Origin of the sequence: Asticcacaulis sp. (genome assembly GCF_035497195.1) — a bacterium.
In the GTDB taxonomy this organism is placed as follows: Bacteria; Pseudomonadota; Alphaproteobacteria; order Caulobacterales; family Caulobacteraceae; genus Asticcacaulis.
This window is the reverse complement of sequence record NZ_DATJDZ010000011.1, coordinates 17,352-31,659: the sequence shown is the minus strand read 5'-3', so window position 1 is coordinate 31,659 and position 14,308 is coordinate 17,352. Positions and strand designations below refer to the sequence as shown.

Genomic DNA, 14,308 nt, shown 5'->3' with positions numbered 1-14,308 from the left:
CGTCATTCAGTGCCATCGCTGAAAATGAGAATTTCACCATTGGCAGTGACCACTATCAACCGGTTTCCAGCCCATATTGGTGACGCCTCGAAAGCGCCGAGAGCCTTCACGTTTTCCACGCCAGGCGCGGGTGGAAACCCTTGCGGAAAAAGCCCGTCCATACGCAGCTTGCCCGCCTCGTCGATCAGATCTTGCGTGTCGGTCTTCGCGTCGTCGGTCTGATAATGCCAGAGGATTTTACCGGTGCGTTTATCAAAGGCATAGAGATCGCCCGTCATAGTGCCGGCAAAAGCGTAATCACCCGCGATCACCGGCGAGGTATAGGTCCAGACTTTCGTGTCGGTGCGGTATTTTTCCCGGCCGGTCTTTTTATCGAGCGCGATGAAGACCGTGGTGTCGGAGGTCGGGAAATAGAGGCTGTCGGCATCGACCGCGGCGGTAGCCAGTACCCAGCTCTTTTCGGCGTCCCAGGCCCAGCGCAACTTGCCATCAGCCGCAGAGAAGGCGCGCACATAGCCGTCGCGCGAACCGATATAGACCGTATCGCCATCAATTGTAGGGGCGGCGCTGAACCCCTGAAAAATGCCGGTTTCCGCGTCCTTGCCGCCCTGGAAGTCCCATAGCTTCGCGCCGGTTTTGGCGTCGAGTGCGTAGAGCTTCGTGCCCCAGGTGGCGATGAACAGCCGGCCATTGCTCAGCGCCGGTGCGGCGTGGATGCTGTCATCGGCCTCGAAACGCCAGACCTCTTTGCCTGTCACGACATCGAGCGCGTAGACGTGGTGATCACTGCTGCCGAAATAGACGCGGCCACCCTCAACCAGCGGCGAGGACAGCCAGAAATCCCACGGATCGGGCACTATGCCGTCCGCCTTGGGCATACCGTAACCGCCGGGGACGCCGAACCGCGCCTCGCCGCCGGTTTTGAACCGCCACAAGGCCTTGCCAGACGCCGCATCGAGCGCCGTCAGATAGCCGTCGCGACTTAAGATATACAGCCGGCCATCGGCGACAGCGGGCGTCGATCCAATCCCGCCTTCGGCGCGATAAAGCCAGACCTGTTTGTGCGTTGTGAGATCGAAAGCGTAGAGATTACCGTTCTCGGCTGCGATATAGAGGAGGTTGCCGACGACCACGGGCGAGGCGCTGACTTCGGCCGCCAGGCGATACCGCCACACCGGTTTCAGCTTGGCGATATCCGTGGGTGTGGCTGATACAAGGCCCGTGTGCCTCGCGTCGCCCATGAACATGGGCCAGTCTTGCGCCGTCGCAGGCATGGCGACAGCGGCGGCGATCAGAGCGCCGGCAAACAGCAGATATTTCATGAAGTCCCTCCCGCAGGCCTAAGCCATATCGCCGGAAGGACGCTACGTCAACTTACGCGGTAACGGCGAATTGGCCATTCTTGCGGAAGCGCCACAGATAGGTCGGCACGATCGATTCGACCGCCGTGGCGGCGATGCCGAGGTCTTTCAGGCCCCGGGCGTCCTTGGCCACGACATTGTCATTGGCCAGCAGCAGCACCTGATCGGTGGTCAGTATCGGTGCGGGGATAACCGGCACCATACCCTTGAGGCCCGCCTGGATATCACCCGCCAGGCCGATCAGGCGCGCGATGACGATCGGCATCCACACGAGGGGACGCGGAGACTGCACTTCGGCGGCGGTGTATTTGATCAGGTCCTTGAAGGCGAAGACTTCCGGGCCGCCCAGCTCATAGGTCTTGCCATAGGCGTCGTTGTTACCGAGCGTGCGCGCCACGGCCTCCGCGACATCGCCGACATAGACCGGCTGGAATTTGTTATTGGCGCCGCCGATGGCCGGCATGATCGGGAACATCTTGATCTGGCCGGCCAGCGAGGTGAAGAAACCATCCTGCGGGCCGAATATGATAGACGGTCGCAGGATGACCGCCGAAGGGAGCGCCTTTTTCACGGCCAGTTCGGCCTTGCCCTTGGTCGAGGCATATTTCGAGGCGGCATCCGGATTGGCGCCGATGGCCGATATCTGGACGAAATTCTGGACGCCTTTGGCCTTGCACATATCGGCCATCCAGGTCGAGGCCTGGCGGTGGACGGCGTCGAAGCTGATGCCGGCGGTCTGATAAAGGACACCGACGAGGTTTACGCAGGCCGAGGCGCCTTTGAGCGCGCTTTCGATATCTTTTTCGCGGCGCACATCGCAGCGCACAACCTGGATCTGGCCGACATCGCCGAGCGGCTTCAGGTCATAGGCAAAGGTCGGCTTGCGCACCGCGACGCGGACGCGCCAGCCCTGTTTCGCCAGGGCGCGCACCACCTGCTTGCCGAGAAAGCCCGAACCACCGAAAACCGTGACCATATTCGTCATGATCTATCCCTCAAACACTGTTAGCCCCGCCGAACCGGCTTGTGGCGGTTGCGCGTGACTCGTGATAACGCAAGGCTTTTGCCGAGGCAATGTCTTTGCGGAAATATTGCGCACCGCGACAAAATCCGCGGCTGCGGCTGTCATTGTTATTTCGATCAATATGGCTATGTTCGCCTGTCATGGAACGTAATGACGCCGCGAATCTGACGCCTCCGCCTGCGCCCAGCTTCAGACAGGCGTTCTGGTTCTGGCTGATCCTGGGCTGCATCAGTTTTGGCGGGCCGGCGGGACAGATTGCCATCATGCACCGCGAACTGGTTGAGCGCCGCCGCTGGATATCTGAAAAGCGGTTTCTGCACGCGCTCAACTACTGCATGGTTCTGCCGGGGCCCGAAGCGCAGCAGCTCGCCACCTATATCGGCTGGCTTATGCACCGGACGGCGGGCGGGCTTATGGCGGGCGGGCTGTTCGTATTGCCCTCGCTGTTTCTGCTGATTACGCTCTCCTGGGCCTATATCGCCTTTGGCCACCTGCCGATCGTCGCGGGCCTGCTATATGGTATCAAACCCGCCGTTACCGCCATCGTTCTTCAGGCCGTTCACCGCATTGGTGGCCGGGTGTTGAAAAACCCTGCGCTCTGGCTGATCGCCGCCGGCGCCTTTGCCGCCATTTTCGCCTTTCACACGCCCTTTCCCCTGATTATCGCCGCTGCTGCCGTCGTTGGCCTGATCGGCGACAGGATGTCTCACAGGGCGTTTAAGGTTACGGCTGGCCATGGGGCTGCCGGGCCAGTCTATGGCCCCGCCGCGATTGATGATGATACGCCGACACCGCTCCATGCCCGCTTTCGCTGGTCAGGACTGGCCCGCGTCGGTATTGCCGGACTGGTGCTGTGGGCCGGCCCGATCCTTATGCTCGGCTACGGATTGGGCTGGACGCACCCCTTAAGCGCAATGGCGGTCTTTTTCTCCGGGGCGGCCCTGCTCACTTTCGGCGGCGCCTATGCCGTCCTGCCCTATGTCTATCAGGGGGCCGTCACCCAATATGGCTGGCTCACCGGCCCGCAGATGATCGATGGCCTGGCCATGGGCGAAACCACGCCCGGTCCGCTGATCATGGTCGTCACCTTCGTCGGATTCATCGGCGGCTACACAAAGGCCATTTTTGGCCCCGACCAGCTCTTCATGGCCGGTGCGGCCGCTGCCTGCGTCGTGACCTGGTTCACCTTCCTGCCGTCCTTCCTGTTCATCTTCGCCGGCGGCCCCTTGATCGAGACCACCCACAAAAACCTCAAATTTACGGGGGCGCTGACGGCCATCACGGCGGCTGTCGTCGGTGTCATTCTTAATCTGGGCCTGTTTTTTGCCTATCATGTGCTGTGGCCTGATGGGTTCAGGAATGGCTTCGATTGGACCGCCGCCGTGATGATCCTTATCGCTGCTCTGGCTCTGGTGCGCTTCAAGGCCAATGTCGTCGCAGTCATTGCAATATGCGCCTTGTTCGGCCTTGTCCTTCCACTGCTCCACATCTAAGCAAGCGGCGCTATGAACGACGTTCAAATAATATCTTGAACATTGTTCACGTCGTGGTAGCATAGCAATTGATAGCGTTTATGCTGTCGTCATGGACACCTCAAGGAAACCTCAATGTCCACTACATCCACGCCACAATATGCCCCTCCACCGCGCCAGATCATCAGCCGCAGCAAGGGCACCAAGCTTCTGATCGTGTGCATCCTCGCCGTCCTGATGTCGGTGCCGGCCGGCTGTGTCTTCCTGCTGCTGCTTGACCGCACCCACCGCGCCGAGGAGGTCACCCGCGAGATCGGCGGCCTGATGGGCGGTCCGCAGACCTTCCTGGGGCCTGTCATCACCGTGCCCTATACGACCCCGCCGAAAACCGAGATCGACAGCCAGGGCAACAAGACCACGACGCCCTCGCAAACCGGCCAGCTTGTTGTCTTTCCCGTGACGGGCAACGCGGTCGCCACCAGCAAGAGCGAAGTCCGTTCGCGCTCCCTGTTCCGCGTACCGGTCTACAGCACCGACCTGCATTTCACCGCCCGATTCGACCTGTCGCAGGTGACCGCCCCGGCCAATGCCACGCTCGACTGGAGCCGTGCCCAGCTCATCTCCGGTGCATCCGATTCACGCGGCGCGCGCAAGGATATCGTCGCCGTGGTCAATGGCCAGCCAGTGACGCTCGCCCCGGCCCCCGAAGGCGCGCAGAACATCAATACCGAGGGCGGCAACGGCCAGCTTGATCTCTTTTCCAGTCCACTGGCGGCGCTCGACACAACCAAACCACACGATATCACCCTTGATATGAGCTTTACCGGTGCGCAGAAACTGGGCGTGCTGGCCTATGCCAAGTCCTCCGAAGTGACGCTCTCAGGTGACTGGAATTCGCCCTCTTTCGGCGGCGGTTTCCTGCCAGCGACGCGTGCCTTCCATCACGATCAGCAAACCCCGCTGATGAAGGGCGAGCAGGATCTGAAATCAGGCTTCAAGGCCACCTGGTCGGTGCCCTTCATCGCGCGCGGCCTGCCGGCGGTGATCAATCTCGACAGCCTGTCATCGCTCGGCAAGTCGGAACTGTCGGTCTCGTTCGTCGAGCAGACCAACCCTTACAAGAATGTCGGCCGGTCGCTGAAATACGCCCTGCTGTTTGTCGGTCTGGTCTTCCTGACCTATTTCGTCTTCGAGAGCACCTCGAAGCGCGAACTGCATCCGGCGCAATATATCCTGATCGGCCTGGCCCAGATTACGTTTTACCTGTTGCTGCTGTCGCTGGCCGAACGCATCGGCTTTGATTTCGCCTTCCTGGCCGCCGCCGGTGCTACCGTGGGGCTGATCTCGGTCTATGCCGGCATGGTGTTTAAAAGTCGCCTCCGCGGATTTGCCGCCCTGGTGGTCTTTTCTTTACTGTACGGAATGATCTATACGCTCATGCGAATGGAAGACTATGCGCTGCTGATCGGCGCCGTGGCGGCCTTCGTGGTCATCGCCACCGTGATGGTCCTGACAAGAAACATCAACTGGTACGGTAAAGACCCTGACCCCGCCTGATCTGAAAACCCTGCGCGATGTCTTTACGGGCATAGGCGCCTTCGTCCCGCCGCCCACACGTATTGATGCCCGTCAGCGCCTCATTATCGTGGGCGGCGTTTTTATCGGCATCGTCATCACAGCAATGGTGTGCAGCTTCGTCAGCCACGATTTTCAGTTGAAGTGGTGGCTGATGGCGCCGCTGGGGGCCTCGGCGGCGCAGGTCTTCGCCGTGCCCGGATCGCCGATGTCGCAGCCCTGGCCGATTGTCGGCGGTCATATGATGTCGGCGCTGTCCGGCCTGATGTGCCTGCATTTTTTCGGCCAAACCTCGCTGGCCGCCGCCCTGGCGGTCGCGGTCGCCACCATAGTGATGTTGTATCTTCGCGCCCTGCACGCGTCTGGCGGCGGCACGGCTCTTTTCATGGTGGTGTCGGGCACGGCGGACTGGCACTTTATTCTGTTCCCGGTCGCCGCCAACGCCGCGCTCCTGGTGCTGGTCGCCATCATCTATCACTGGCTGACGGACCAGAAATACCCGCAGCGCCAGATCAACGCGCCCTCGCATCAACCGGCCCTGCATCGTTTCGATCCGTCCGATCTCGAAGCCGCCCTTCTGGGCTACAACCGGGCGCTCGATATCAGCCGCGAAGAGGTTGAGCAACTGATCGAACAGACCGAGATGCAGGCGTATACGCGTCTGGCGTCAAACCTGACCTGCGGCGAGATCATGACCACCAAACTGCGCACCATACCGCCGCGCACGGCGCTGGGCGTGGCGATCGCCAATATGCAGCGCTATGATATCAAGGCCCTGCCGGTGATCGACGACCGTCGCAAGGTGATGGGGGTGTTGCGGCTGGACGACGCCTTGAAATCGGACCCCAGCCTGCCGGCAGGGCAGATCATGCGCCAGGGCTTCGCTCGTGTGAAGGCCGATGATTCCGCCACGGAACTGCTGCATATCCTGGCGAAGGGTGACCGCCGCCATGTCATGGTGGTTGACGATGAGGGGCGGCTGGAAGGCATGGTCAGTAAGTCCGACCTGATGCGCGCGCTGTTCCACGCCAGTTAACCTGCGGATAAACGTTTTTCTCAGGCGACGTCCACGACCGGATCGCCGGCAGCGTCATTGCCATGACCGGTGTCCTTTTTGGTTTCAACCAGTTCCAGCTTCGGCCCGGTGTCCGGCGCAGTCTCCCGCACAGGCTGGGCCTGTCCCGGCAGGTGAATCTTGAAGCTGGCGCCTTCGTTCGGCTCGGATTCCAGCGTGATCCAGCCGTCGTGCAACTCGACCAGCGCCTTGACCAGCGCCAGGCCCAGGCCCGGCCCGCCCCGTTCGCGGCCAATATAGCGGTCGAAAATGTGCGCCTGCACATGATAAGGGATACCGCGGCCGGTATAGGCCACTTCCAGCACCAGATTATCATCGTCCTTTTGCGCGTTCAGCTTGACTGCGCCGCCGTTGCTGGCGTTGCGGATGGCGTTGCCGAGCAGGTGTTCGAGGCATTGCGCCAACCGCTTGGCGTCGACCCGGACCATGCCGGCCTCGATCACACCCGTGTAATCAAAGGCCACATCACGCGCCTTGAAGACATCGGAGAGACGCAAACCGACCTCTGCCACGACATCAAGCAGGCGGATTTCGCTGCGGGTGATCGACATTTCGCCGGCGTCGATCTGCGCCATATCGAGCACATCGTCGATCGAGCGCGCCAGTTCCTGCGCCGCCGACTGGATCGAATCGAGGAAGGCTTTCTGCTTGGGATTATCGTTGGTCTGGCTCTGTAACAGATCGGCGTAACCGACGATGGTGGTCAGCGGCGTGCGCAGTTCATAGCTGACATTGGCGACGAAATCGCGCTTCAGCCGCACCGATTCATTGAGGGCTTCATCGCGCGCCTCGATGGCGGTTTCCAGTTGCCGGGTGGCGGTGATATCGGAAAAGGCGACGAGGGTGGCGCCATCGGGCAGGGGCTGGGTGCGCCATTGCGCCAGACGGCCGTCGGAGACCTTGACCTCGCCCAGTTGCGGCGCGCGGGCCAACGGATCGGTATCGGTGACGCGGGCCTTGAGTTCGCTCCAGAAGCCGCGATCATGAACCAGCGGCAGGCACAGTTCGGCCACCTGGGCGAAATCCATCACCGCCGTCATATCGTCTGGTTCTATATTCCAGAACCGGTCAAACGCCTGATTACGCAGGCGCAGGCGGCCATCGCTGCCATAGACCGATACAGCGTCGTTGAGCTGGTCGAGCGTCGATTTCTGCACCTGGATCAGGCTGTTGAAACGGGATGTCAGCTTCAGTTCGCCGGTCTTGTCGGAAAACAGGATCAGCAGCCCGCCGAGCGGATGCGGCTGGCGTACAACGCGCAGGGAGCGGCCATCGGGCAGGCTCCACATCTCGTCATCGGCCGTATGGGTCAGGCCATAGAATTCCAGTTCACGGACCTTGAAGGCGCTGTAATCGCCGGTTTCCGGCAGGCGGCGCTTCTGGCGCAGGCGATCGAGCCATTCGCCGTGCGTCGGGCGCTCAGCCAGCCAGGCCGGCTCCAGATCCCACAGTTTTTCAAAGGCGCGGTTATGGAAGGTCAGTTGCTTTTCCGGCCCGAAGATGGCCACGGCGTCTTCCAGCGCGTCAAGTGTTTCGTCATGCGCCTTGGCGTGGCGTTTCAGGGCTTCGCGGCTTTCCTCGGCCTCGGTGACGTCGATCGCGTAGGCGCAGACATAGGCTTCGTTCAGCGGTTCGGCGATCACCTGAAAGGCGCGTCTTTGCCCGCCGATGGTCAGCCACCGGAAGCCTTCGCGGCGAATGTGCTGCTCCAGCGCTTCCATGACGAGAGCGTCGGCATTGCGATCAAGCGACAGGTTGTTTTTCAGCGCCTGTTCGAGGCTCGTCGCCTCAGCGGCCCTGAGCCAGGCCGCATTGACCCAGACGATGCGGCCGTCGCGGGCGCAGATCCAGCAGGGCGCCGGCAGATGCTCGGCCATCTGGGCGAACGGTCCGGAGGACAGGGACGCCCTGGCGCCGGCAATCGCCAGGCGCAGCCAGGCCGTGGCGCCCGACGCCCGGCCTTCGACGATCAGGGTCAGGCCGGCGGTGGTGTTGCTGAGCTTGTTCGGCGGGATTTCGGCGAAGACCTCAAAGCGGCAGGCTGTGCCCTCGCTGATCAGCTGTTTCAGGCTTTCGGCGGCTTCGGGCGAGGTGTCGCCAAGGGCCTGGACCACCTGCGGGGCTATGGCGGCGGAGGGATCGAGGTCTTTCAGACCCAGCGCCTCGCCGCAATGGCGCAGGGTATCCTCGCCCCAGACCAGCCGGACCACATCACCCTCGACGGCCAGGAAAGCTTCATCGAAGGCCGTGGTCGCCGAGTCGAGTTCGCGCAGCATACCGTCCTTGGCGGTCAGGTCGGCGGCCAGCAGATCACGGGTTTTGATGAACAGCATACGGTTGCGCAAGGCCAGCCACGTCGTGGACAGGGCCAGGGCCAATCCGCCAGCGGCGGCGGTATAGGCGATAGAGGCAATAGCCATCAGGGCATCCATACGAATCACTGTGACCTGTACTATAGAGCAAGTTGATTCGCCTGTAAAAAGCAGGGCCGGATGGGGTTAGCGAAGGCGTCTTGCGGCCGCCCAGGAATAGATATAGCTGGCGCAACAGACGCTCAAAGTGGCAAACATCAGGATAGCCACGCGCCAGTCAACCGGCGCCAGCAAGGCGCCGCCTGTCGTCACCAGCCCACTCAGCATGAACAAGGGGCCAGCAAAGCGATGGGTCTTGTCCCAGACACGCTCATCGGCGAGCGTCCAGGGCGTGCGAATGCCCATCACCCAGTTGCGGCGCATCTTGGGCATGTAGTTGCCAATTAGTATGAACAGAAGCCCCGTTCCGACCAATACTATCTTGAGCGTATCCGGCGCATTACCGGCCGCCGTCATCACAATGCCGGCAAAGCAAACCACCAGAAGCGCCGTTACAGCCAGCACGATAATGCCGTAGACTGTTTGAGACCGTTCAAGCGAAGCGCTCTTTGGCAGCAAACGCGGCAAGATCCACAGGCAGCTAATAAGTGTGGCAAAGGTTATGGCAGGCATGAGGACCATCGCCATATCGCGTGGCTGGTAACCGTTTGGCTGTCCGTCTGGTCCGAAGTGCACGGCGACAGGCACATCCGGCAGATTGAAGCGACCCCAAACAGCAAAACCCGCCATGACAGCGAACAATATCAGGCACAGGATTTTTTCACTTCTCAGTTGCACGGTTAATCTCCTTTACAGCGTGGCCCCCTGTCGGTGCGCCGATCTTGAAAGCGCTCATCAGGGCGAAGATGGCCTCTTCGAGCACCGATGTGTTCAGCCGATAGATCAGGGTGGTGCCGTGGCGCGTCACATCGACGAGTTCCGCCGCCTTGAGCACATTGAGGTGGCCGGAGAGGGTGGGCTTGGAGACATGCACCTGAGCAGCGATATCACCCGCCGACATCTCGGACCGGCGCAGCATTTCGAGGATGTGGCGGCGGGTCGGATCGGACAGGGCCTTGTAGACTTCGGACATGGGATGCTTTCATTTTGCTAATTTGGCAAATAACAAATAATGAAAAATAGATCAAGGCGTACACGAAAAATTTGCCACAAAGTCGTATTACGGTCTATCTTGCCTTCGGATCAAATCGTGAACACACATGTCGCTTATTGCCTACCCCATTGCTGCCGACGCCCATGAGGCCCTGACCCGCCTGAAAGCGGGCGAGGGCTTGCGCGCCGTGCGCGAAAAGGAAGCGGAACTGGCGGCGAAAGCCCGCGTCGCCTTCGTGACCCAGACCGTGGGGCCGGTTTACGAATCGCGTAACGAGGCGCTCGACGCCTATGCCGGACTGGTCGAGGATGACCGCAAGGGGCGGACCTTCATGCCGGCCGAGAGCGACCGGTTCTGTGTGTTAACCTGCCGTATCCGTGATCCAAAACGCGGCAAATCCAAACCCATGCAGCCGGTTTTCGCCGAGGGCCAGCGCTGGCCGCAAAAGCGCGAGCCAGTGGCCTCGGTGTGGCAATTGTCTTTAAGCTACTGGAAGATCATGACGGTGGCGCAGGCGAAAGCCGCCGGCATTCCCCCCATCGGCCAGGCGCGGCATCTGCGCAAGAAGGCGACCGGCCGGGATTTGACGCCGGAAGAGATCGCGGCTCTGTCGCAAGGCCCGCTGATGGCCGCACGGCCGCAAAAAGCGCTCGATTTCGGACTGTTCGATTTCCCGCTGCCGGAAAATCCAGCCATTATTATCGCGGACGAGTAGGTATCAGCGCTGCAACTTGCGCAACTGGCCGGATGAAAACTCCATCGTCCAGTCATCCGGCAGCACCTTGAGCAGGGCCGACATCGCCTTGTTAGGCGCCCCCGGCACGCAGGCCGCGCGGTTGGCCTCAGCGGCGACATAGCCTTCGCGCGCCACCTCATCGGCGCCCATCCAGGCCCATTCGGGGATAGCCTTGCTCAGTTTGGAGCGCCCGCCAACGGCGTCATGAAATTCCGAATAGGTGAAGCCGGGACAGAGCGCAGTGACATGGATGCCGTGATCACGCATCTCTAAATGCAGACTTTGCGAGAAGCGCGTCAGGAAGGTCTTGGCCGGGCCGTAGAGCGTATCGCCCGGCGAGGCCGGCAGGAATCCGGCCAGCGACGCCACATTGACGATGCGACCGAATTTCTGCTCGACCATGCCGGGCAGGAAGCGGTGCGTCAGCTCCATCGGCGCCAGCATCATCACCCGCAGAAAAGCCTGATGTTGCTCCAGCGCATTGGCGACGAAACCACCGGGCAGGCTGTAGCCGGCGTTATTGACCAGACCATCGACGGTGCGGCCGAGCGCCAGCAGGCTCTTTTGCAGGTTTTCCGGTGTGGCGGGATCAGCCAGATCAGCCGGCAGGGCGTGGGCCTCGACGCCAAAGCGCAGGCGGATTTCCTCGACCAGTTTTTCCAGGCGGTCGGCGCGTCGTGCCGTTACCGCCACATCCCAGCCATGCGCCGCATAGGTGCGGGCGAAGGCCAGGCCGATGCCGGAAGATCCACCCGTGATCAGAACAAGACGGCGTGCCACGTCGTTACCTCAATTGAAAAATCAAGCCGGATCGAACACGAGCGCTGTTGAAATTGCAAGAAAATTGCAAGATTTAAAACAGTTTACCCAACCAGAACTTCAACGGGCAGTTCTGCCGAATGTTTCAGCAGGTCGGCCACCGTGAAGGTCGAAAGGCTTTGCGCCGCAGCCATATTGGCCGCCGTCATCGCTTCATTGACCGCCTTCGGAATGGCCTGGCTGACCGGGCAGCCCTCGGCGCCCAAAGGGGCGGACCCCAGATGCGCGCAGCCATTGACGGCCTTCAGCACCTCATCAAGCCTGATATGTTCCGGCCTTTTCAACAGCCATGCCCCGCCGGAAACACCGGAACAGGTAGCCAGCAGACCAGCTCTGGCCAGTTGCGTGGTCATGCGGCGAATAACGACGGGGTTTGTCGGGATCGAGGCGGCGAGCACAGACGAAGATACCGCCTGTTCACGAGAATAGGCGTTTTTGTGAGCGAGATAGGCCAGCGTGTGGGCGGCCACGGGAAATCTTTGACTGTCAGACATTTGCCTAGCTTTGATACGACATTTCTCGACATCTTCATAGGGGGTAGACGCCCGTCCCCCCGATCCCTCAAAAATTGAGCCGAAGAAGCGAGCCAGATTCGAGATTGAATGTGTCTATAAATAGGCGTAAGAGCGCCGAGTTCAAGCGAGGGCCTCCCAGAGTGGCTATGTGTCATCTTTGTTTTCTGGCGCCCTCAGGAGAGTACGCATGATTGGGGACCCCCCTCCTGAGACGCCGGCCACTGGCCCCGGCTCGGATACGACACAGCCGGAAAATCACGCCCCTTCTCCGAATCCCGACCTTCCTCCGAGTCCAGGCGATCCCCATATGTCGGAAACCGAGGCGGTATCGAGCCACGGGCACGGCAAAGAAGGGTTCATGGCCCTGGTGGTTGGGTCGATCGGCGTCGTCTTCGGCGATATTGGCACCAGCCCGCTCTACGCCATGCGCGAGGCCCTGTTCCACACCCGCGAAGGCACCAGCGCCGAACTGGCGGTCAAGGGCGTCATCTCGCTCGTCTTCTGGGCGCTGATCATGGTGGTGACGGTCAAGTACGTCATTTTCCTGATGAAGGCCGACAACAAGGGCGAAGGCGGCACCCTGGCCCTGATGGCCCTGACGCAAAAGGCGCTCGGCAAATATTCGCCTACGGTCTTCTTCCTCGGCATCTGCGGCGCGGCGCTTTTCTATGGCGACGGCATCATTACCCCGGCGGTTTCGGTGCTGGGCGCTGTCGAAGGCCTGAAGGACGCCCCCGGCATCGGCGGCCAGGTCCATCACCTGATCGTGCCGATTTCCGCCGTTATCCTTGTCGGCCTGTTCATGGTTCAGTCAAAAGGCACGGCCAAGGTGGCCGGCTTCTTCGGACCGGTCATGGTGCTGTGGTTCCTCGTCCTTGGCGGCCTTGGCCTCTTTCATATCTTTGACCAGCCAGGCATTCTGGTGGCGCTGATGCCGCAATACGGCATCAAATTCCTGCTGGCCAACGGCTTTACCGGCTTCGTCATCCTCGGTTCGGTCTTCCTGGCCGTCACCGGCGCCGAGGCGCTCTATGCCGATATGGGCCATTTCGGCAAGAAGCCGATCCAGTATGCCTGGCTGTTCTTCGCCCTGCCCTGCCTGACGCTCAACTATCTCGGTCAGGGTGCGCTCACCCTGGCCGACCCTTCGGCGCGGGAAAATCCGTTCTGGCGCATGGTGCCGGAAGTCGCCTACTGGCCAATCTTCATTCTGGCGACGATGGCCACGGTCATCGCCTCGCAGGCGGTCATTACCGGCGCTTTCTCGATCACCCAGCAGGCCGTCCAGCTCGGTCTTTTGCCTCGTATCGACATCAAGCGCACCTCGGAAACCCAGGCAGGCCAGATATTCGTGCCGCAAATCAACACCCTGCTGATGATCGGCGTCCTGGTCCTGCTGTTCGCCTTCCGCTCGACCGACCGCCTGACCTCGATGTACGGCATCGCCGTCACCGGCGCCATGCTGGTCGATACCCTTCTGGCCTATGTCTTCCTGCGCCATGTGTGGAAATGGAAGCGTTGGCAGGCCTGGCTGCTGCTCATCCCGCTCGGCGCACTCGATCTTGTCTTCTTCGGCTCCAACCTGCTGAAAATTCCGCAGGGTGCCTGGCTGCCGCTCATGCTCGGTGGGGTGCTTATCCTCATCATGCTGACCTGGGCGACCGGTACCAAGACCTTGACCGAAAAATCGAAACGCGACAGCGTGGCCCTGCTCGATCTGGTCGATATGCTCGGCAAGCGCCCCCCGCACCGCGCCGCCGGCACCGCCATCTTCCTGACCTCGGACGCCGATTCCGCCCCGGTGGCCCTGATGCACAATCTCAAGCATAACAAGGTCCTGCATGAGAAGAACATCATCCTGACCGTCAAGACGATCGGCGTGCCGCGCGTGCCGGAAGACAAGCGCGTCACCATCGAGATCATCAATGACGATTTCAAGAAGGTAACACTCAGCTACGGCTTCATGGAAAGCCCGAATCTGCCGCGCGCGCTCGGACTCTGCCGTAAGCTCGGCCTGAAGTTCGACATCATGGCGACCAGCTTCTTCGTCGGCAAACGCTCGGTGGTGCCTTCGGCCAATTCGGGCATGCCGCTGTGGCAGGACAAACTGTTCATCTTTCTGATGAAAAACGCCACCAACCCGACCGAATTCTTCCATATTCCGCCGGGCCGTGTGGTCGAATTGGGCACGCAGGTGACGGTGTAACAAGGGCGCGAGCCCCCTGACCCGTAAGTTTCACATATTCGGTCTTGCATCCGGGGGGCT

Annotated in this window: 12 protein-coding genes; 5 read left to right on the top strand and 7 right to left on the bottom strand. The window is 61.0% G+C overall.

Features of this window, described 5'->3' with window-relative positions; translation table 11 throughout:
• Positions 1-2 precede the first annotated feature (2 nt).
• Entirely contained in the window at positions 3-1,322 is a 1,320-nt protein-coding gene (locus VL130_RS03350; RefSeq protein WP_325361193.1) for a PQQ-binding-like beta-propeller repeat protein, read from the bottom strand.
• Positions 1,323-1,374: 52 nt separating this feature from the next.
• Positions 1,375-2,346 carry a complex I NDUFA9 subunit family protein gene (locus VL130_RS03345; RefSeq protein ID WP_325361191.1) on the bottom strand — a complete coding sequence of 324 codons (972 nt, stop codon included), beginning with the start codon at positions 2,344-2,346 and terminating at the stop codon, positions 1,375-1,377.
• 179 nt (positions 2,347-2,525) lie between these two features.
• Between VL130_RS03345 and chrA the strand changes: the two genes are divergently transcribed.
• From chrA to VL130_RS03330, 3 genes are all read left to right on the top strand, one after another.
• A complete protein-coding gene (gene chrA / locus VL130_RS03340) occupies positions 2,526-3,878 on the top strand; it encodes a chromate efflux transporter (RefSeq protein ID WP_325361188.1) in 1,353 nt (450 codons plus the stop codon).
• Between the two features lie 114 nt (positions 3,879-3,992).
• Complete coding sequence (gene creD, locus VL130_RS03335; RefSeq protein ID WP_325361186.1) at positions 3,993-5,414, top strand: cell envelope integrity protein CreD; 1,422 nt, start codon at positions 3,993-3,995, stop codon at positions 5,412-5,414.
• Entirely contained in the window at positions 5,401-6,468 is a 1,068-nt protein-coding gene (locus VL130_RS03330) for an HPP family protein (protein WP_422652913.1), read from the top strand. Before creD ends, VL130_RS03330 begins: the two co-directional genes overlap by 14 nt.
• A gap of 20 nt (positions 6,469-6,488) precedes the next feature.
• Here VL130_RS03330 and VL130_RS03325 read toward each other — a convergent pair whose 3' ends face one another.
• The 3 genes from VL130_RS03325 to VL130_RS03315 form a co-directional block, all read right to left on the bottom strand.
• Positions 6,489-8,927 (bottom strand): ATP-binding protein, encoded by a 2,439-nt coding sequence (locus VL130_RS03325; protein ID WP_325361180.1) that lies wholly within the window; start codon positions 8,925-8,927, stop codon positions 6,489-6,491.
• A gap of 78 nt (positions 8,928-9,005) precedes the next feature.
• Positions 9,006-9,656, bottom strand: a complete 651-nt coding sequence (locus VL130_RS03320) for an SdpI family protein (protein ID WP_325361177.1) — start codon at positions 9,654-9,656, stop codon at positions 9,006-9,008.
• On the bottom strand, positions 9,640-9,951 hold the full coding sequence (locus VL130_RS03315; RefSeq protein WP_325361174.1) for an autorepressor SdpR family transcription factor: 312 nt from the start codon (positions 9,949-9,951) through the stop codon (positions 9,640-9,642). Before VL130_RS03315 ends, VL130_RS03320 begins: the two co-directional genes overlap by 17 nt.
• Before the next feature lie 127 nt (positions 9,952-10,078).
• Between VL130_RS03315 and VL130_RS03310 the strand changes: the two genes are divergently transcribed.
• Positions 10,079-10,687, top strand: a complete 609-nt coding sequence (locus VL130_RS03310) for a hypothetical protein (protein WP_325361170.1) — start codon at positions 10,079-10,081, stop codon at positions 10,685-10,687.
• 3 nt (positions 10,688-10,690) lie between these two features.
• Here VL130_RS03310 and VL130_RS03305 read toward each other — a convergent pair whose 3' ends face one another.
• Together VL130_RS03305 and VL130_RS03300 are read right to left on the bottom strand one after the other, a co-directional pair.
• Positions 10,691-11,488: an SDR family oxidoreductase gene (locus tag VL130_RS03305; RefSeq protein ID WP_325361167.1), complete on the bottom strand. Its 798-nt coding sequence runs from the start codon at positions 11,486-11,488 to the stop codon at positions 10,691-10,693.
• Between the two features lie 83 nt (positions 11,489-11,571).
• Complete coding sequence (locus tag VL130_RS03300) at positions 11,572-12,021, bottom strand: Rrf2 family transcriptional regulator (protein ID WP_325361165.1); 450 nt, start codon at positions 12,019-12,021, stop codon at positions 11,572-11,574.
• Between the two features lie 208 nt (positions 12,022-12,229).
• Between VL130_RS03300 and VL130_RS03295 the strand changes: the two genes are divergently transcribed.
• Positions 12,230-14,248, top strand: coding sequence for a potassium transporter Kup (locus VL130_RS03295; RefSeq protein ID WP_414636204.1), 2,019 nt, complete (start codon positions 12,230-12,232; stop codon positions 14,246-14,248).
• Positions 14,249-14,308 lie beyond the last annotated feature (60 nt).